Source organism: Mesorhizobium sp. B2-5-3 (assembly GCF_006441005.1).
In the GTDB taxonomy this organism is placed as follows: domain Bacteria; phylum Pseudomonadota; class Alphaproteobacteria; order Rhizobiales; family Rhizobiaceae; genus Mesorhizobium.
The window spans coordinates 457493-475354 of the sequence record NZ_VFUS01000004.1 but is presented as its reverse complement, the minus strand read 5'-3'; the positions used below and the strand labels follow the sequence as shown (position 1 = coordinate 475354).

General features: G+C 60.7%; 19 protein-coding genes and 1 tRNA gene. 11 read left to right on the top strand and 9 right to left on the bottom strand.

Features of this window, described 5'->3' with window-relative positions:
• Positions 1-57 precede the first annotated feature (57 nt).
• The gene (locus FJ867_RS12615; RefSeq protein ID WP_140517096.1) at positions 58-1185 is read right to left on the bottom strand and encodes a sugar ABC transporter substrate-binding protein; all 1128 of its coding nucleotides are present in this window, start codon (positions 1183-1185) and stop codon (positions 58-60) included.
• 215 nt (positions 1186-1400) lie between these two features.
• Between FJ867_RS12615 and FJ867_RS12610 the strand changes: the two genes are divergently transcribed.
• The 7 genes from FJ867_RS12610 to FJ867_RS12580 all read left to right on the top strand — a co-directional run bounded on the left by FJ867_RS12610 (position 1401) and on the right by FJ867_RS12580 (position 7547).
• Positions 1401-2081 carry a GntR family transcriptional regulator gene (locus tag FJ867_RS12610; protein ID WP_140495796.1) on the top strand — a complete coding sequence of 227 codons (681 nt, stop codon included), beginning with the start codon at positions 1401-1403 and terminating at the stop codon, positions 2079-2081.
• Positions 2082-2366: 285 nt separating this feature from the next.
• Positions 2367-3251, top strand: coding sequence for a cytochrome c oxidase subunit II (gene coxB, locus FJ867_RS12605; RefSeq protein ID WP_140495795.1), 885 nt, complete (start codon positions 2367-2369; stop codon positions 3249-3251).
• A 21-nt stretch (positions 3252-3272) separates the two neighbouring features.
• On the top strand, positions 3273-5042 hold the full coding sequence (ctaD, locus tag FJ867_RS12600) for a cytochrome c oxidase subunit I (protein WP_140495794.1): 1770 nt from the start codon (positions 3273-3275) through the stop codon (positions 5040-5042).
• The gene (locus FJ867_RS12595) at positions 5039-5743 is read left to right on the top strand and encodes a cytochrome c oxidase subunit 3 (protein ID WP_140817527.1); all 705 of its coding nucleotides are present in this window, start codon (positions 5039-5041) and stop codon (positions 5741-5743) included. The genes ctaD and FJ867_RS12595 overlap by 4 nt, the downstream gene beginning before the upstream one ends.
• Before the next feature lie 13 nt (positions 5744-5756).
• Positions 5757-6476: a heme-copper oxidase subunit III family protein gene (locus FJ867_RS12590; protein WP_140495792.1), complete on the top strand. Its 720-nt coding sequence runs from the start codon at positions 5757-5759 to the stop codon at positions 6474-6476.
• A gap of 9 nt (positions 6477-6485) precedes the next feature.
• Positions 6486-6884, top strand: a complete 399-nt coding sequence (locus FJ867_RS12585; protein ID WP_140495791.1) for a cytochrome C oxidase subunit IV family protein — start codon at positions 6486-6488, stop codon at positions 6882-6884.
• A gap of 189 nt (positions 6885-7073) precedes the next feature.
• Positions 7074-7547: an aminoacyl-tRNA deacylase gene (locus FJ867_RS12580; RefSeq protein ID WP_140517098.1), complete on the top strand. Its 474-nt coding sequence runs from the start codon at positions 7074-7076 to the stop codon at positions 7545-7547.
• Positions 7548-7608: 61 nt separating this feature from the next.
• On the opposite strand, the gene FJ867_RS12575 is transcribed toward FJ867_RS12580, so the two are convergent.
• The 5 genes from FJ867_RS12575 to tig form a co-directional block, all read right to left on the bottom strand.
• A complete protein-coding gene (locus FJ867_RS12575; RefSeq protein WP_140517100.1) occupies positions 7609-8430 on the bottom strand; it encodes a DUF2189 domain-containing protein in 822 nt (273 codons plus the stop codon).
• Positions 8431-8742: 312 nt separating this feature from the next.
• Positions 8743-9678 carry a heme o synthase gene (locus FJ867_RS12570; RefSeq protein ID WP_140633586.1) on the bottom strand — a complete coding sequence of 312 codons (936 nt, stop codon included), beginning with the start codon at positions 9676-9678 and terminating at the stop codon, positions 8743-8745.
• 152 nt (positions 9679-9830) lie between these two features.
• Positions 9831-10211 (bottom strand): cytochrome c family protein, encoded by a 381-nt coding sequence (locus FJ867_RS12565; protein WP_140495787.1) that lies wholly within the window; start codon positions 10209-10211, stop codon positions 9831-9833.
• 192 nt (positions 10212-10403) lie between these two features.
• Positions 10404-10922 carry a hypothetical protein gene (locus FJ867_RS12560; protein ID WP_140817525.1) on the bottom strand — a complete coding sequence of 173 codons (519 nt, stop codon included), beginning with the start codon at positions 10920-10922 and terminating at the stop codon, positions 10404-10406.
• A gap of 163 nt (positions 10923-11085) precedes the next feature.
• Complete coding sequence (gene tig / locus FJ867_RS12555; RefSeq protein ID WP_140495785.1) at positions 11086-12561, bottom strand: trigger factor; 1476 nt, start codon at positions 12559-12561, stop codon at positions 11086-11088.
• Positions 12562-13036: 475 nt separating this feature from the next.
• Here tig and FJ867_RS12550 point away from each other — a divergent pair.
• Positions 13037-13121, top strand: a tRNA-Leu gene (locus tag FJ867_RS12550).
• 62 nt (positions 13122-13183) lie between these two features.
• Here FJ867_RS12550 and FJ867_RS12545 read toward each other — a convergent pair.
• From FJ867_RS12545 to FJ867_RS12535, 3 genes are all read right to left on the bottom strand, one after another.
• The gene (locus FJ867_RS12545) at positions 13184-13402 is read right to left on the bottom strand and encodes a hypothetical protein (RefSeq protein ID WP_140495784.1); all 219 of its coding nucleotides are present in this window, start codon (positions 13400-13402) and stop codon (positions 13184-13186) included.
• A gap of 194 nt (positions 13403-13596) precedes the next feature.
• Entirely contained in the window at positions 13597-14181 is a 585-nt protein-coding gene (locus FJ867_RS12540; protein WP_140495783.1) for a GDYXXLXY domain-containing protein, read from the bottom strand.
• Positions 14178-15296 carry a DUF2157 domain-containing protein gene (locus tag FJ867_RS12535; RefSeq protein WP_140817523.1) on the bottom strand — a complete coding sequence of 373 codons (1119 nt, stop codon included), beginning with the start codon at positions 15294-15296 and terminating at the stop codon, positions 14178-14180. The genes FJ867_RS12540 and FJ867_RS12535 overlap by 4 nt, the downstream gene beginning before the upstream one ends.
• A gap of 235 nt (positions 15297-15531) precedes the next feature.
• Between FJ867_RS12535 and FJ867_RS12530 the strand changes: the two genes are divergently transcribed.
• The 3 genes from FJ867_RS12530 (at position 15532) to trmFO (ending at position 17841) form a co-directional block, all read left to right on the top strand.
• Entirely contained in the window at positions 15532-15672 is a 141-nt protein-coding gene (locus tag FJ867_RS12530; RefSeq protein WP_013531315.1) for a DUF1127 domain-containing protein, read from the top strand.
• A gap of 48 nt (positions 15673-15720) precedes the next feature.
• Entirely contained in the window at positions 15721-15861 is a 141-nt protein-coding gene (locus FJ867_RS12525; RefSeq protein WP_013531314.1) for a DUF1127 domain-containing protein, read from the top strand.
• A 570-nt stretch (positions 15862-16431) separates the two neighbouring features.
• Positions 16432-17841 (top strand): methylenetetrahydrofolate--tRNA-(uracil(54)-C(5))-methyltransferase (FADH(2)-oxidizing) TrmFO, encoded by a 1410-nt coding sequence (gene trmFO, locus FJ867_RS12520; RefSeq protein ID WP_140648853.1) that lies wholly within the window; start codon positions 16432-16434, stop codon positions 17839-17841.
• Positions 17842-17862 lie beyond the last annotated feature (21 nt).

Sequence of the window (17862 nt, the reverse complement as noted above, 5' to 3'; positions counted from 1 at the left end):
GCCATGCTTGCGGGCGCGTGGAGCCCACAGTGCCCCACGCGCACGGATTGCTGAAGCCTACTCCTCGGGCTGGCCGACGAGCGCCGCGTTGAGGCCGATCTCGGGCGTCTGGTCGGAGAAGATCGACGCGAACCAGCCGGGGTTGGAAACCAGCGACGGTTTGAAGGTGTTGCATCCGGCCTTCATTTCGGCCCAGGTGCCCTCGTTGCAAAGCTTGCTCGTCTCGTTGGTGACGATCGGCAGCGGCAGGATTGTCGCTTTCGGCACATCCTTGCCCTCGATCGCCTCGATGGCGAGCTTCAAGGCGAGCGCGCCGGAATAGGGCGGCGAGGCATAAGAAATGCGCGGCGCGCCGAGCGGTGCATAGGGAGAAGCAGCACCCTCGACCTCCGTCCCTTCCGGCAGCATCTGGATGCGGCCGCCATTGGAGCCTTCGCCGGCGCAAGGCAGAAGCTGGCTGGCCTTCCTGCCCGCCTCGAGCTGCATCGAATTGGCGGTGAAGCAGCCCACCTGCATCCACAGCCCGTTAATGTCGTCCCAGTTGCGCGTGGCCAGAATCTTGGAGAGTTCGGTGCGTGCCACCGCCTGGCTCCACATGCCGACCGCTTCGCCGACGATCTTGATGTCGGGATATTTGGCGAACACCGCCTTGGCGGCTTTCGTGCGCAGCTCGTCGACCGAGGTGCCGGGAACGCCGGTCACGGCGATGATGTTGCCCTTGCCGTTGAGCTTCTTGGCCAGCCATTCGGCTGTCACCCTGCCAGCCTCCTCCTGGTCGATATGGACATTGTAAGCGCAGGGCTCGGTGATCTCGGCGTCGTAGGCGAAGACCTTGACCCCCTTTTCGCAAGCATTCTTGACCACTTGGTTCAGCGCCGTCGGCGAGATCGGATAGATCACGATCGCCTCCGCTCCCGCCTGCACCATGGCGTTGATCTGCTGGATCTGGCGCTGCGCGTTCGGTCCGGCCACCTGGACCTGCAGGTCGATCTTGTCGACCATGCTCTTGTGCGCGGCCATCGCCTTGACCATGTTCGCCGCCTCGGCCTGCCAGTCATTGCCGATGAAGCTCATGCTGAGAAAAATCTTGTGTTTTTCGGCGGCCTCGGCCGCGGAGATGCCAAAAGCACAGGCAGCCATGCCTGCCAGCAGCGCAAGCCGCCGGGCTTTCAATCCGATACCCATATGAAACTCCTCCCGATCCGAACGATCGGATGCCTCCCAAGGGCACGAGACGTGACCTTGCCATCCGATATCGGCAACCGTATCACCATTTGATCAAAGATCAATGATGAAATATGCTCGCGGCGAAGCGACGGCCGGGCGCTTGACGCCGCAGCCGGAAGCCTGCATTCCGGATAGGGGTTATGGCGCAGCTTGCGCGGGAAGGTTGAGGGGAGATGGCTGGAGCGGCGTTCAGAAAGCCGGGTGTCGAGATCGCGCCCCTGTCCAAGGAGACCTTGCAGGACAGGGTCTATCGCCATGTCACCGAATTGATCCTCGACGGCAGCATCGTGCCGGGCGAGATGGTAACGGTGCAAAGCCTTGCCGATGCTTTCGGCGTCAGTCCGATGCCGGTCAGGGAGGCCCTGCGGCGGCTGACCGCCGCCAACGCGCTGATGGTGGTTTCAGGCCGCTCGATCGGCATTCCCGCACTCAGCCGCACACGCCTCGTCGATCTGAGAAACGTCCGCTTCGAGATCGAAGCGATCGCCGCCGCATGGGCGGCCGAGCGTATGGACGACCAAGCTATCGCCCGGCTGCGCCAGCATCTGGACGCGCTCGAACAGGCCAATGCGGCGGGAGACGTCAAGTCCTATCTGCGCGCCAACTACGCCTTTCATTTCTCCATCTACCGGGCGGCCGGCTCCGAGAACATTCTCAACATCATCGAGAACTTGTGGCTGCAGATCAGTCCTTATTTCAACATGCTGCACGATTCCGGAAACTATTCGACCGCCAATGCGCACCATCAGGAGATGTTCGCTGCGTTGCGCGACCGGGATGCGGAAGCGGTCAAGGCCGCGGTCCGCGCCGACATCGACGCCGCCTTCGACGTTCTGGTCGGCCTGCTGAAATAGCACAAACGAAACTTCGTCGGCGCGAAGATCGAAATCCGGGCTGCCGGCCGGGCTTGGCACACCCCACCGTCGACTTCGCCCAAACGATCCGGCGCAGGCGCATCAGCCGGACGAACGCGTCCCCGTGTGTGATGGACGGCTCCTCTCGAAGGGTTGGCGCAGGCAAGGCGGGATTTTTCCCGTCAAGACAGTCGGCTCTAGAATTGCGACCCCAAATCAAGCTATGATGCACTTGGCATTTCCGGAGACGGCTTCGCGCCCCTGGAATGCCGGGAGGAACGGGACATGGCCTTCGCGCTTGTACTCGTTTTGATAGTTGTGGGCTCGGTGCTGTTCCACCTCCTGAGCCCATGGTGGTGGACGCCGATTGCCTCGAACTGGGACTATATCGACAACACCATCATCATAACTTTCTGGATCACCGGCGTCGTCTTTGCCGCCGTGGTTTTGTTCATGGCCTATTGCGTCTTCCGCTTCCGTCATCGGGAAGGCAATCAGGCGGCGTATGAACCGGAGAACAGGCGGCTCGAATCCTGGCTGACGGTTGTCACCGCGGTCGGCGTAACGGCTTTGCTGGTTCCCGGCCTGTTCGTCTGGAACCGGTTCGTCAACGTTCCGAGCGACGCAACCGTGGTCGAAGTTGTCGGCCAGCAATGGCAATGGAGTTTCCGCCTGCCCGGCAAGGACGGCAAGCTCGGCACGTCCGACACCCGCGGCGTCACCGCTGACAATCCGTTGGGCGTGATCACCAGCGATTCCAATGGCCAGGACGATGTCGTGGTCGAAGCGGCCGATCTGCATCTGCCGGTTGGCAAGCCGGTCAAGATGTTGCTTCGCTCGATCGACGTGCTGCATGATTTCTATGTGCCGGAATTCCGCGCCAAAATGGACATGATCCCGGGCTCGGTCACCTACTTCTGGTTCACCCCAACGAAAACCGGAACCTTCCAGGTCCTGTGCGCTGAACTCTGCGGCCAAGGACATCCGATGATGCACGGTGTGGTGATGGTCGATACGCAGGAGGATTACCTGGCGTGGCTTGGCCAGCAACAGACGTTTGCGCAATTGTCGGCGCCCCAGCAGACGGGCTCGGCAAGCCAGGCGTCGGGTCCAACGACGGTGTCAAGTTCGAGGATTGCAGCAAAGCTCGAAACCGTCGGGTCTCGCTAAAAAGGACACGGAGGTGTTCCTATGGTCGATATTACCCCTGCAGATGCCATCCCGCCGGCCGAAGTCGCGGAAGTCGAACTGTATCATCCGCACAGTTGGTGGACGAAATACGTCTTCTCGCAGGACGCCAAGGTCATTGCCATCCAGTATTCGGCGACGGCAACGGGAATTGGCCTGGTCGCCCTGGTGCTGTCCTGGCTGATGCGGCTGCAACTCGGCTTTCCCGGCACCTTCGACTTCATCACGCCTGAAGCCTACTACCAGTTCATCACCATGCACGGCATGATCATGGTGATCTATCTGCTCACGGCGCTGTTCCTCGGCGGTTTCGGCAACTACCTGATCCCATTGATGGTGGGGGCTCGCGACATGGTCTTTCCCTATGTCAACATGCTGAGCTACTGGATCTACCTGCTTGCCGTGCTGGTATTGGTGTCGAGCTTCTTTGCGCCTGGCGGACCGACGGGGGCCGGCTGGACGCTGTACCCGCCGCAGGCAATCATGACCGGCACACCGGGGGGCCAGGACTGGGGCATCATCCTGATGCTCGTCTCACTGATCCTGTTCATCATCGGCTTCACCATGGGCGGGCTGAACTATGTCGTGACGGTGTTGCAGGGCCGCACGCGCGGCATGACGCTGATGCGTCTGCCGCTGACTGTCTGGGGCATCTTTACCGCGACCGTCATGGCTCTGCTCGCCTTCCCGGCGCTATTCGTCGCCTGTGTGATGATGCTGCTTGATCGGACGCTCGGCACCAGCTTCTTCATGCCGGCGATCGTCGAAATGGGCGAGCAATTACAGCATAATGGCGGCAGCCCGATCCTGTTTCAGCATCTGTTCTGGTTCTTCGGCCATCCCGAAGTCTACATCGTGGCCCTTCCGGCCTTCGGCATCGTGTCGGACCTGATCAGCACCCATGCGCGCAAGAACATCTTTGGCTATCGCATGATGGTCTGGGCCATCGTCGGCATCGGTGCGCTGAGCTTCGTCGTCTGGGCGCACCACATGTATGTCAGCGGCATGCATCCCTATTTCGGTTTCTTCTTCGCCACCACGACATTGATCATCGCGGTTCCGACCGCCATCAAGGTCTACAATTGGGTGCTGACGTTGTGGCGCGGCGACATCCACCTCACCATACCGATGCTATTTGCCCTGGCTTTCATCGTCACCTTCGTCAATGGCGGGTTGACCGGGCTGTTCCTTGGCAATGTCGTGGTCGACGTCCCGCTGTCGGACACGATGTTCGTCGTTGCCCATTTCCATATGGTCATGGGGGTCGCGCCGATCATCGTGATCTTCGGTGCGATCTACCACTGGTATCCGAAGGTCACCGGCCGGATGCTGAACGAGGCGCTGGGCCGGTTCCATTTCTGGGTCACCTTCCTCGGCGCCTACCTGATTTTCTTTCCCATGCACTACCTCGGACTGATGGGCGTGCCCAGGCGTTACAATGAACTGACCGATATGACGGTGATGACAGAATCGGCCCACCATCTGAACTCGTTCATCAGCATCATGGCGTTCATCGTCGGCTTTGCCCAGATTGTGTTCCTGTTCAATCTGATCTGGAGCATCCGTCATGGCCGCGAGGCCGGCGGCAACCCGTGGCGGGCCACGACCCTCGAATGGCAGACGCCGCAAACACCACCGGCCCATGGCAATTTCGGCAAAGACCTACCGATCGTCTATCGCTGGGCCTATGACTACAGCGTACCGGGCGCCAAGGAGGACTTTATCCCGCAAAACGTGCCGGGCTCCTTCGGTCCCTCCAAGGAGCCGGCATGAGCGTCATTCTGGTCTTCATGCTCGTGATCGCCGGCTTTGCCGGATGGTGGCTTTCCCACCAGCGGCTGATGACCAAGCCATGGCTCGAGCAAGGTATGGCCGGGGATTTTGTTGGTATGGAAGGATCGGCGCTGCCGACCGCCAAGATCGGCCTCGGCGTCTTCCTGGCGGTCGTCGGCTGTCTGTTCGCGCTGATCACCAGCGCCTACTTCATGCGCATGGCGCTGTCGGACTGGCAGGCGCTGCCGCTGCCGCGGCTGCTCTGGTTCAACACCGGCATGCTGGTCCTCAGCAGCATTGCGCTGCAATGCGCCTCGCTCGCGGCGCGCAAGGGTCAAATGGACATGGTTAGGCTCGGCCTTGCCACCGCCGGGTTCACGGCGCTCTCCTTCCTGATTGGACAGTTTATGGCCTGGCGCGAGCTGTCTGCCGATGGCTACTTTCTGGCTTCCAATCCGGCCAACAGTTTCTTCTACCTGCTTACCGGAATGCATGGCCTGCACATACTGGGCGGACTGGTGGGCCTGGGCAGAACAACCGCCGGCGCTTGGAACGGGGCAAGGCCGGCGCGGCTTCGCCTCAGCGTCGAGCTGTGCGCCATGTATTGGCATTTCCTGCTTTTCGTCTGGCTTGCCATCTTCGCGCTTCTGGCCGGCTGGGCCGCGACTTTCATCGATATTTGCCGGGGGTTACTGACGTAGGAGGAACGGGCGGATGGCAGAGACACTCACGCATATCGCTCAGACAGAGCCGCGGCCCGCAGGCTGGCAAGGCATCGCCGCCGACTGGTCCTCGGATCAGCGGGCGTTCAAGAACGTGTCATGGGGCAAGGCCATGATGTGGATCTTCCTGCTCAGCGACACCTTCATCTTCGGCTGCTTTCTGCTCTCCTATATGACCGCGCGCATTTCGACACGCGTGCCGTGGCCCAATCCCAGCGAGGTCTTTGCGCTTCGTATCGGCGGCTCGGATATTCCGCTGATCCTTATTGCCATCATGACTTTCGTGCTGATCTCAAGCAGCGGAACCATGGCCATGGCGGTCAATTTCGGCTATCGCCGCGACCGCCGCAAAACGGCAATCCTGATGCTTCTGACCGCAGCACTCGGTGCGACCTTTGTCGGTATGCAAGCCTTCGAATGGACCAAGCTGATCACCGAAGGCGTGCGGCCCTGGGGCAATCCCTGGGGCGCTGCCCAGTTCGGGTCAACCTTTTTCATGATCACCGGCTTCCACGGCACGCATGTGACAATCGGGGTGATCTTCCTGATCATCGTGGCGCGAAAGGTGTGGCGTGGAGATTTTGACTTTGGGCGGCCCGGCTTCTTTACCAGCCGCAGGGGCCGCTACGAGAACGTCGAGATCATGGGACTCTACTGGCATTTCGTCGACCTGGTCTGGGTCTTCATTTTCGCGTTCTTCTATCTTTGGTGAGAGGCAGATATGGCTGAAGCAACCGCAAACGGCCTCGGGCAACACACGCTGCACGCTACTCATGACGCGGCGACGACCGGCGCCCCCCCGGCAGAAGTTCATCAGGAGCACCCGATCAAGCTTTATCTGGTGGTCTGGGCATGGCTGTTCATTCTCAGCACCTGCTCCTATCTGATCGATTATTTCGGTCTGCACGGCTATCTCAGATGGTCGCTGATCCTGATCTTCATGATCCTCAAGGCAGGGCTCATCGTCGCCATTTTCATGCACATGGCCTGGGAACGGCTGGCGCTGACATACGCAATCATCCTGCCGCCCGTGCTGGTGTTGGTATTCGTGGCGATGATGGTCTTTGAAGCGGATTACACGCTTCTCACCCGGATGGCGTTTTTCGGGGCTGGGCCCTGACGCCAAATCGGAGTTCAGACCTTGTCGATGGCCGATCAGGATTCCGACGATGCTGCGGGCGGTCCGGTGCCGCCACCCTCGCCTTGAAACAATCGACGGTTGGGCCATCTTTATTCATACCGAAACGACGGAAGCGAAATGATTGCCGCGTTTTGACCTGCGTCGCGAACTCAGCAAGGGACGCCCAAAATGACAATCGCAAACAAACTGAAGGACTATATCGACCGGAAAGGGATTTCCTACGACACTGTCGCGCATCATCGCACGGCCACAAGCAGGCAGGCCGCTATAGCCGCGCACGTGCCCGGCAGCATAATGGCCAAATCGGTGCTCGTTCACCACGATCTGGGTTATGCGCTGGCCGTGGTCCCCAGCACACATAGGATCGAGGTCGGCGCGTTGCAGAAGGTCATGGACAAGAGTCTTGGACTCGCCACCGAAGATGAAGCGGTTTCGCTCTTTGACGATTGCGATACCGGCGCCATTCCGCCGATCGGCGCGGCCTACGATGTGCCGGTAGTCCTTGACGAAAGCCTTGGCAGTGCCGCCGATATCTATTTCGAGGGCGGCGATCACAGGACGCTGGTGCGTGTCAGCGGCAAGGATTTCTGTAACCTGACTATGGGCGCCCACCAGGCCCGCTTCAGCCATCCGGCTTACTGAAGCGGGAAAGGGCTCTGATCAACCTGCACGCACCGGTCCTCTTGCCGGCGCGGCAGGGAGTTCATCGAGGCGCCGGTCCGGCCGTCGGCGGCGGTTCCACGACCTTGCGGTAGACATGCCAGGTAGCGTGACCGAGGATCGGCAGCACGACCGCCAACCCCGCGAATACTGGCAGCGTGCCGATGATCAGGGCGACGGCGACAATCAGGCCCCATACCGCCATCACGATCGGGTTCGCCAGCACCACGCGCACCGAGGTGTGGATGGCTTCATAGGCGCCGACATCTCGCTCGAGCAACAACGGGAAGGCGACGACCGTCGTGCACAGCACGATCGCAGCGAAGACGAAGCCGATGGCGTGCCCCAGGATGATGAGCGTCCAGCCGCGTCCTGTGGCGAATATGTCATTGATGAAGCTGGAGAAGGATTGCGGTGGGGCGGGGCCGAACAGGTGTTGGTAAAACGCCTGCGCAGTCAAAAGCCAGGCGATGAAGATTGCAAGCAGCATGATCGCAACCGCGGCGATGGCTGGCAGCGCCGGAGAATTCCTGACCTCGAAGGCGGCCCTCCATGAGGCGTCTAGCCCGGCTTCCCGTCGCCGGCTGATCTCATAGAGGCCGATTGCGGCGAATGGACCAATTAGCGCAAATCCGGACACGAGCGGAAACAACAATGGGAGCGTGTTATTGCCTGATGTCCAGACTGCAAGCACGACCCCCGCAAGCGGGTAGATCAGGCAGAGAAAAATGATGTGCGACGGTTTGACCATGAAATCGTCGACGCCGCGCCTGAGCGCATCGAAAAGGTCGGTGACACCGATCTTGCGAATTCTGGTGTGCTCCAGCGTCTCGCTGGCGCCTGCTATGACGTGAAAGCTTGCCATGACCATTCCTCCAGACAGGTCTGGTAAGGCCGCGGTTTCACGGTGCTGCCGTTCTGCATGACTGGCCACGCAAACCGCGACCTGCACCAGGATCAATATACTCTCATGCGAGCGACTTGTCGCGCTTTGTAAGAAGGTTGGGTAAGAAGGCCCGGTCGCCTGTCTAGCTCTGGACGCCTTTCTTCGATATTCTCCTCAAGTCGAAGGTGAAGGGTCATGGACGGAAGGACAGTTCTCATACTCGGCCTTGGCGTCGTTGTTCTGCTGCTGCTGGGTTTTTGCGCACTGCCGACGTAATGTTTTGCGCCGGCGTCAACGGCCGGCTGATGCGATCGTACGCATTACAGTAGTGTCGGCAAGTAACGTTGCAAAGATCGCGAACAGGTAGAAAATCGAATAAGAAAACAACGCCTTTGCTTGCTTCATCTCCTTGTCGGGGATGGTGAGCACCTTGCAGGCGCGCCAGACGAATCCCGCACCCAAGACGGTCGAGACAGTCCCGTAATATCCGCTCGCGAATCCAAAGGCCCAGGGAAGCACGCCGATTGGCGCCAGAACCAGCGAATAGGCCAAGATTTGCTTTCTGGTCGAGGGTTGGCCAGCCACGTTCGGCATCATGGGGATGCCCGCCGCGGCGTACTCTCCGACCTTGAACAGGGCTAGCGCCCAGAAATGCGGTGGTGTCCAGAGGAAAATGATCAGGAACAGAATGATGCTTTCAATGCCGATGGCGCCGGTGGCAGCAGCCCACCCGATCACCGGAGGAAGAGCGCCTGCCGCGCCACCTATGACGATGTTCTGCGGTGTCGAGCGTTTCAGCCAGATCGTATAGATGACGACGTAGAAGAAGATGGTGAATGCCAGCAGCGATGCGGCAAGCCACCCCACCAGCACGCCGAGCACCGTCACCGAAAGTGCGGAAAGCACCAGACCGAAGCCGAGGGCTTCGCCTGGCGCGACGCGGCCCGACGGGATTGGCCGGTTGGACGTGCGAGACATCAACGCATCTATGTCCGCGTCGTACCACATGTTGAGCGCCCCGGCCGCGCCTGCTCCCATCGCAATCGCACTGATGGCGATCACCGCGATGACCGGATTCGTCGGGCCAGGCGCCGTCATTAGGCCCACGAAAGCAGTGAATACGGCAAGCGCCATGACCCGCGGTTTTAAAAGCGCGAAGAAATCACCCGCCGTCGCTTCCGGAAGGCGGATGACGATATCCTTGAGGCGGCTTTCCCTAGTCGACATCTCAGACCGATGGAAGCAAGAAACCTAGGCCATGATCCCGAACCGAAGGCACGCGTGAGCGAAATTGAAACCCGGTTTTTGCTTACGCGGCCCCTTCGGGTTCGGACGAGATCACGGCGAACGAGAGGATAGACGCATGGCGGAGGAGAAAGTCACTTGGAGAACGTTTTCAAATAGGCGATGACGTTGGTCACGTCTGCATCGTTCTTGAGGCCGGGAAACGCCATCTTGGTGCCTTTGACCATAGCCTTGGGATCGTGAAGATAGGTCATCAGTGTTGGTTCGTCCCATTTGACGCCGGATTTGCCGGCCGCAATCATGGCGTCGGAATATTTGAAACCGGGATGCGTACCGGCAGTGCGGCCGATGACGCCGTGCAGCGATGGACCGATCTTGTTCTTGTCCTCGTCCGCAATGTGGCAGGCCTTGCATTTGGTGAAGACCTTCTCGCCAGCCGCAGTATCCTGAGCCTGCGATGGATTGGCGACGAAGGTTGCAACAAACACGACGGCGAAAAATGCGGCTAAGCGCATGACTTTTTCCTCCCTGATCGTCAAATGCGCCTGAGACGATCTGGTATAAGCCAGCATCGCCAGCGAAGCGCCTTGTACGGCAGAACAGATTGTCCACTTCTCCCATATGAAATTGCGGCCTCTATATACCACGGAATCTGGCCGGCAGGTAGAAGAGGTCGACCTACAAAGGTTTAGGTTGTCCGCAGCGGATCAAGGCATAGCAGTGTTGCAGCTGCCGGCGAGCTGGCTGACCGCTTCATCAAATCCGGTCAGATCGAAATCGGCGTGGCCCCGCCCCGACAGCAGCCCGAAGCGCCACGAAAGCTGGAGCCGGTTCGCGGCGGCAAGGCGCTTTATCCCGTCGGCGCCATCGCGCACCAGCATGCGGCCGCGCGGGCCGACCAACCAGCTCTCGTCGAACTTGTTGTCGCCGTCGACGGTGACCGACATGGTGATCTTGCGATTGGCCGAGACGGTGTCGTTCAATTGCAGCCATTCGGTCCAGCGCGGTTGGCTTTCCGGGCGGCAGGCGATGGTCAGGATCGGGCTATAGCTCAGGGCGCCACCGCCGGTGATCAGCTTGTTGGTGGCATGGACCGAAGCCGTGACAAGGCCGTCATCGTCCGTGCCGATGCGCCAGGTGCCGGCATCGGCCTGGGCGAAATCGCAGGCAAGGGCCAGGACGATCGCCAAGGCGACGACGCGTCGCGTTTCGAAGAATAGGCTCAACCGCCCCTCCAACAACCCTGTGGTTTGCAGCAGGAGCGCAGATAGTGATCAATGCTTGGTATCGACAATGGTCACCGTCCGCGAAACGGATTGGCTGTTGCAGTTTCGCAACGAAAAAGGCCGCCTCGAGGGGCGGCCTTCGTCAGTTCCATCAACTCGGGATTTACTCGGCGTCCTTGGCGGCCTTTTTCTTCGGCGCTGCCTTCTTCTTCGGCTCTTCCGCGTCGTCGCTCTTCTTGTCTTCAGTCTTCTTCGACGCGGCCTTCTTCGCCGGCTTTGCCTTGGTCGCCGTCTCGGCTTCCTCGTCGTCGGCCATCAGCTCTTCCTTGCTGACCTTGACGTCGGTAACCGAGATCTGCCCGAGCAGGTGATCGACCACCTTCTCCTCGAACATTGGCGCGCGCAGCGCGTTCAGCGCCTCGGGATTGTTGCGGTAGAACTCGAAGGCTTCCTGCTGCTGGTTGGCCGGGAAGCGACGAACCTGCTCGAACAGGCCGCGCTGCAATTCCTCGTCCGACACGGTGACCCCGGCCTTCTCGCCGATCTCGGCCAGCACGAGGCCAAGGCGCACGCGGCGCTCGGCGAGCCGCATATATTCGGCGCGCGCTTCTTCCTCGGTCGTCTCTTCATCGGCGAAGGTGCGGCCGGCCGCTTCCAGATCGCGGTTGACCTGCGCCCAGATGTTGTTGAACTCGGCCTCGACAAGCCTCGAAGGCGCCTCGAACGAATAAGCCGCGTCAAGCTGGTCGAGCAGCTGGCGCTTGACCTTCTGGCGCGTCATCGAGCCGAACTGGCTCTCGATCTGGCCACGCACCACATCGCGCAGGCGCTCCAGCGATTCCAGGCCGAGGTTCTTGGCGGTCTCATCGTTGATTTCGAGTTCGCCCGGCTTGGACACTTCTTTGACCGTGACGTCGAAAGTCGCTTCCTTGCCGGCCAGATGCGCCGCCTGGTAGTTTTCCGGGAAGGTCACGGTGACCTGCTTTTCATCGCCGGCTTTGGCGCCGATGAGCTGATCCTCGAAGCCCGGAATGAATTCCTTGGAGCCAAGCACCAGCGGCTGATCCGTGCCGGCGCCGCCGGCAAAGGCCTCGCCGTCGATCTTGCCGACATAGTCGATTGTGACGCGGTCGCCTTCGGCCGCCTTGCCGGTCTTCGGCTCGTAGCTGCGCGCCGATTCGGCGACGCGCTTGACCTGCTCGTCGATCTCCGCGTCAGGGACGTCGAACACCTGGCGCGTCACCTTGATGTCGGAAAAATCCTTGATCTCGATGGGCGGGATGATCTCGTAGTTAAGGCGGAATTCGAAGTCGGCGCCGCCGGCCAGGATCTTCTCGGCTTCCTTCTCGTCCTCGGTCATGATGACTTCGGGCTGCATGGCGGCTTTTTCGCCGCGGCCCGAAATGATCGACCGGGTCGAATCGTTGAGGATCTCGTTGACCACTTCGGCCATGAACGACTTGCCATAGACCTTGCGCAGGTGCTGCACCGGCACCTTGCCGGGACGGAAGCCGTTGATGCGAACCTTATTCCTGGCGTCCGTCAGCCGCGCCATCAGCTTGGCTTCCATGTCACCAGCCGGCACGGTGATCTTGATCTCGCGCTTGAGACCGGAATTGAGTGTTTCGGTGACCTGCATCGTAAAACCTTTGTTTTCACCAATGAGGCTGCCAAACGGCTCTCTGCCGTTCACAGCCTGCCGGTATAATCTTGCCGGGAATGGCTTTTGGTACGGAACCTGGCGATTTGACCTGAAATACGGCTCAAACTCTTCCAAACTGCGTTCCAAAATGTGAATAAGTCTTTGTTTTTCCTACTTCTTATCACATTTTGCAGAAGCGGATCGTCGCGTCCCGTCACATTCGACACGCCTTTTGTCACAGGCGAGGCCAATTTTCAACCATCTTCGCGTTTAGGCGAACAACCATCATTTCGGCCCTGACATTGACAGAATGATGGCTAATGGGATCGCCAGACCGTGCGGGCGTGACGGAATTGCCAGACCCTCAGGTCGCGGCTGGCGGCTGCCGCGATATTCAAAGGACGATGCGGTATTCCACCTCACTCCCAAGACCTCGACAAGGCCGCCGAGGCTCTGCTACAGCCCGCCCGAGGCGCGTGTGGTGGAACTGGTAGACACAGCAGGTTTAGGTCCTGCCGCCGCAAGGCTTGGGGGTTCGAGTCCCTTCACGCGCACCACTGCCGCATGGCATCGGATAGTCCACTAGCGCACAGGCGCTGGCAGGAAATCAGGACACTGCCTAGGCGAGCTTCTTGATACGTCCCTTGTCGAGGCGGAAGATGCCATCGTTACCGCCTTGGCGCTGGAAATCATCCTGCAATTCGTCCCATGTGCCAAGATACTGACCGCAGTCGTCGCACCGGATGCCCGTCGAAGGTTCGGCATCGGCAGGAATCCGCAGCCTTATTGTGCCGCAAAAAGGACACTCCAACTGGTGATCCAAGTACCCGGTCGCCATGGGCTTTCCATCTTTCTGAATGCCACCGCCAGCGTCGAGAATATACCTACCACGCAACACAATCCAGTGGCGAGACGCTAGCGCCTAAAGGACGCCCCTGAGGTCGATTAGACGTAAGCTTCCAAGGCTTGAGCCTTCGAGGCCGCACCGCCCTCCCCGTTCAAGCTATGGATGGCAGCCCACCCCTGCACACCTTAATATAGAGGCTCCTGAAACAGCGTCTTGTCGCCGTCCACCAGCGCCTTGATCTGGGCGGTGCCGTCGCTGGCCAGTGCAAGACGGATCCCGAACGGGCGTACCCGCATGTCGTTCTGGATTGCCATCCCCTCGCCTTCCGGCAGGTAGAACCGTTCGATGCCGTAATCCGGCGCGATCGTCAGTCCCTCGCCGCGAAGATCCCAGCCTCCGGCGACATGACCGCGAATATCGGCCTCGTCGGCACCGGTCGGTGTCGGCGCCGCGCCGAACCACGCGGCGCTCGGCGTCCAGTAGCCGTCGGCGTTCTTCTTCAGACGGACGACGATCGAGGTGTCGTCGCTGGAAAGTTTTCCGGCCGGGATGTTGGCGATCATCTTCACCGGTATGCGCGAGATGTCGTAGCCGAGGATGATATAGTCGCCGCGCAGCAGGTCGCGCGGATCGACAGGCTCGATCTTCAGCAGCACTTCCTTGCCGCTGCGCAGGATCGCCGCCCGGCCGGCGATGATCCAACCCAGAAAGCCGATCTGGACGAGCGCCAGCACCAGCGCCAAGATAACGAGCCTCTTTCCGGTCATCATGCCGTGGCTCCTCCGGTGGCCGGATCCTTCATGCGTTTCTCCACGCGGATGATGACGATCGCCAGGATGCCAAGCAGCACCGCCGCGGCAAGGAAGAAGCCGGCGGTGTCGAGCATCGACTGCAGGGTCACGACATAGATCATGGCGAGTTCGAAGGCGAAGCCGAGATAGGCAAGCCAGCGCAGGCCACGGCTCTCGCGCCCCGCGAGCACAATGGCGGCGACAATGCCGGCCAGCGCGACGACCGAAGCAATGGCGAAGCCTCTGTCGTAGCTGCTTTCGCCGGCCAGTTCGAACTGGATGATGGCCAGTCCGGTGAGGAAGCCAAGCAGAGCATGCAGCGGCAAGCGGCCGCCAAGCTGCACGATCCGGTCTACCGGTTCCGGCGCGAAGAGGGAAGCCACGAACAACAATACCGATACGATGACCAGCGGGATCGCCACCGGCAGCGTCTCGTGATCCACGGCGACCAGCACAAGATAGAAGAGCAGCGACAGGATGATCAGGTGCCGCGCCGCCTGGCTGCGGGTCCAGAACGAGACGGCAAACAGCACAGCCGCCATGACGAGGAAGAGATGCGGAAATTCGCTGCGATTGAAATAGTCGAACCCTTTCAGGAACAGCCAGGCGTCGGCGATGCCGACCGCGGCGACGGTCAGCGGGTTGGACCGCAGCGCCACCGCCGCCAATGCGGTGCCGGCGCCCCAGGTGATCAAGGCCGAGGCCTCGTCGCCCGACAGATGGTACATCTGGCCGATCAGCGCGATCGAACCGCCGAAAGCCGCCGCCGCCACGATCCACAACGCCTCGCCGATCGCCCCGTGGTCGCGGGTTTTCAGCACTGCACCGCCGACATAGCCGCCAAGGATGACGGCAAAGAGCGCGGCAACGCGCGCCAGCCGCGGGATGGCTTCCCAGTTGGCGGCGACGAAGATCAGGATGGCCGCGCCGAACAGCAGCGCCGCCATCATCGCCAGGATCGAACCGAAGCTCAACGACTGGCGCGCGTTGATCTCGACGTCGCGCCGCAATGCATCGGCCGTCGGGGCGTCGATCAGTCCGGCCTCAAGCCATCGCGCAATGTCCGACCTGACCCGTGTCGCGTAGCCCGCCATGCTTCCCCCTGCTGCTTGGTCGGTTTTTCAGCTGGAGCTGCCAAACCGTTGACGTCACGGCACTTTCTGATTCTGGCTTCTTTGTGTCAGGTCCGCGAAGGCTTGTTAATGTTGCATTGCACAATTTGCATTGCTGCCATGCAGCCATAGCGCTTTTAAATCGATATGGGCCCGCCTATTTATGGTTTGTACACAAACGGAATGATCCGCAAGAAAAGACGAAACGAGAAATACCATGAACCTGATCCGCAACTACCGCAACTGGCGCCGCTACCGGGACACAGTTTCCGAGCTGAGCCGCCTGAGCAACCGTGAACTGACCGACCTCGGCATCAGCCGCAGCGACATTCCTTACGTCGCTCGCAAGGCGGTCTAATCCTTCGGACCGCGAATGGTCCGAACCAGTTTCGAGAAGAGCATGACAATGAACCTGATCCGCAACTATCGTAACTGGCGCGTTTATCGCGAGACGGTTACCGAGCTGGGTCGCCTTTCCAACCGCCAGCTGCACGATCTCGGCATCGTCCGCGACGAAATCAAGATCATCGCCCGCCAGGCGATCTAACAACGGAATTTCGCCAGGGTCGACCTCCTCCCCGACCCTGACGAATACGGTCACCCCTTACCTCCTCCCAAGGGTTGACCACCAAAACGGCGCCCGCCGCACCTCCTCCCGCGGCGGGCGTTGTTTCTCGGAGCAAAACGAGTTTTGCTCCAGAGGCTTCGCCCCTCTTCAAAATGGCGAAAAGAATTTCGTCAAAGCCGACCTCCTCCCCGGCGATGACGGATAGGCCCGACCTTCACCTCCTCCCGAAGGTTGGCCACCCAAACGGCGCCCGCCGCACCTCCTCCCGCGGCGGGCGTTGTTTCCCCGGAGCAAAACGAATTTTGCTCCAGAGGCTTCGCCCCTTTTCAAACGGCGAAAGGAATTTCGTCAAAGCCGACCTCCTCCCCGGCGATGACGAATACGGTCGGCCTTCACCTCCTCCCGAGGGTCGACCCCCAAAACGACACCCGCCGGACCTCCTCCCCCGGCGGGTGTTGTTGTTTTCAGGGCAGCCTTCGCCTTCGCCGCCGCGGCATGTTCCAGGTGCGGCAATTGCAATCGTCCCGCCAAGCGATTATTCCGGCGCTCATGAGCAAAAAACCTATTCACATCATCGGCGGTGGCCTCGCCGGATCCGAAGCAGCATGGCAGGCAGCCCAAGCCGGCGTTCCCGTTGTGCTGCACGAAATGCGGCCCGTTCGCGGCACAGAGGCGCACAAGACCGACGGCTTGGCCGAACTCGTTTGCTCCAATTCTTTCCGCTCCGACGACGCCGAGAACAACGCCGTCGGTCTTTTGCATGCCGAAATGCGGCTGGCCGGCTCGCTGATCATGAGCGCCGGTGACGCCAACCAGGTGCCAGCCGGCGGCGCGCTGGCCGTGGACCGCGACGGATTTTCCGACGCGGTGACGGCCAGGATCGAGGCCCATCCGCTGATCTCCATCCAGCGCGAGGAGGTTCCCGGCTTGCCGCCGGTCGAATGGGACCAGGCCATCATCGCCACCGGCCCGCTGACCGCACCGTCGCTTGCCCAATCGATCGCCGAGGCAACCGGCGCCGATGCGCTCGCCTTCTTCGACGCCATCGCGCCGATCATTCATTTCGACACGATCGACATGGACACCTGCTGGTTCCAGTCGCGCTACGACAAGGTCGGGCCCGGCGGCACCGGCAAGGACTACATCAACTGCCCCATGGACAAGGACCAGTATCTTGCCTTCGTGCAGGCACTGGTGGACGGCCAGAAAACAGAATTCAAGCAATGGGAAGGCACGCCCTATTTCGACGGCTGCCTGCCGATCGAGATCATGGCCGAGCGTGGCGTCGAGACGCTGCGCTACGGGCCGATGAAGCCGATGGGCCTGACCAATGCGCACAATCCAACCGTCAAGGCCTACGCCGTCGTGCAACTGCGGCAGGACAATGCGCTGGGCACACTCTACAACATGGTCGGCTTTCAGACCAAATTGAAGCACGCCGAGCAGGTGCGCATTTTCCGCACGATTCCTGGTCTGGAGAACGCCGAATTCGCCCGCCTCGGCGGCCTGCATCGCAACACCTACATCAACTCGCCGACCTTGCTCGACGCCTCGCTGCAGCTGAAGTCGCGCCCGGGCCTGCGTTTCGCCGGCCAGATCACCGGTTGCGAAGGCTATGTTGAAAGCGCCGCCATCGGCCTGCTCGCCGGCCGCTTCGCCGCTGCCGAGCGGCTCGGCCACGCGCCGTCGCTGCCGCCACTCACCACGGCGTTCGGAGCGCTGCTCAACCACATCACCGGCGGACACATTGTTTCAGACGACGAGCCGGGAAAGCGCTCTTTCCAGCCGATGAACGTCAATTTCGGCCTGTTCCCGCCTGTCGAGGCGGTGAAGATCGAAGGCAAGCGCCTGCGCGGCAAGGACAAGACGGTCGCCAAAAGGCACGCGATCACGTCGCGTGCGCTGGGTGATTGCCGGCAATGGCTGGGGCTGCCGGCGCAAGCTCAAGCGGCGGAATAGCCTTTCAGATTGGCTTGCCGC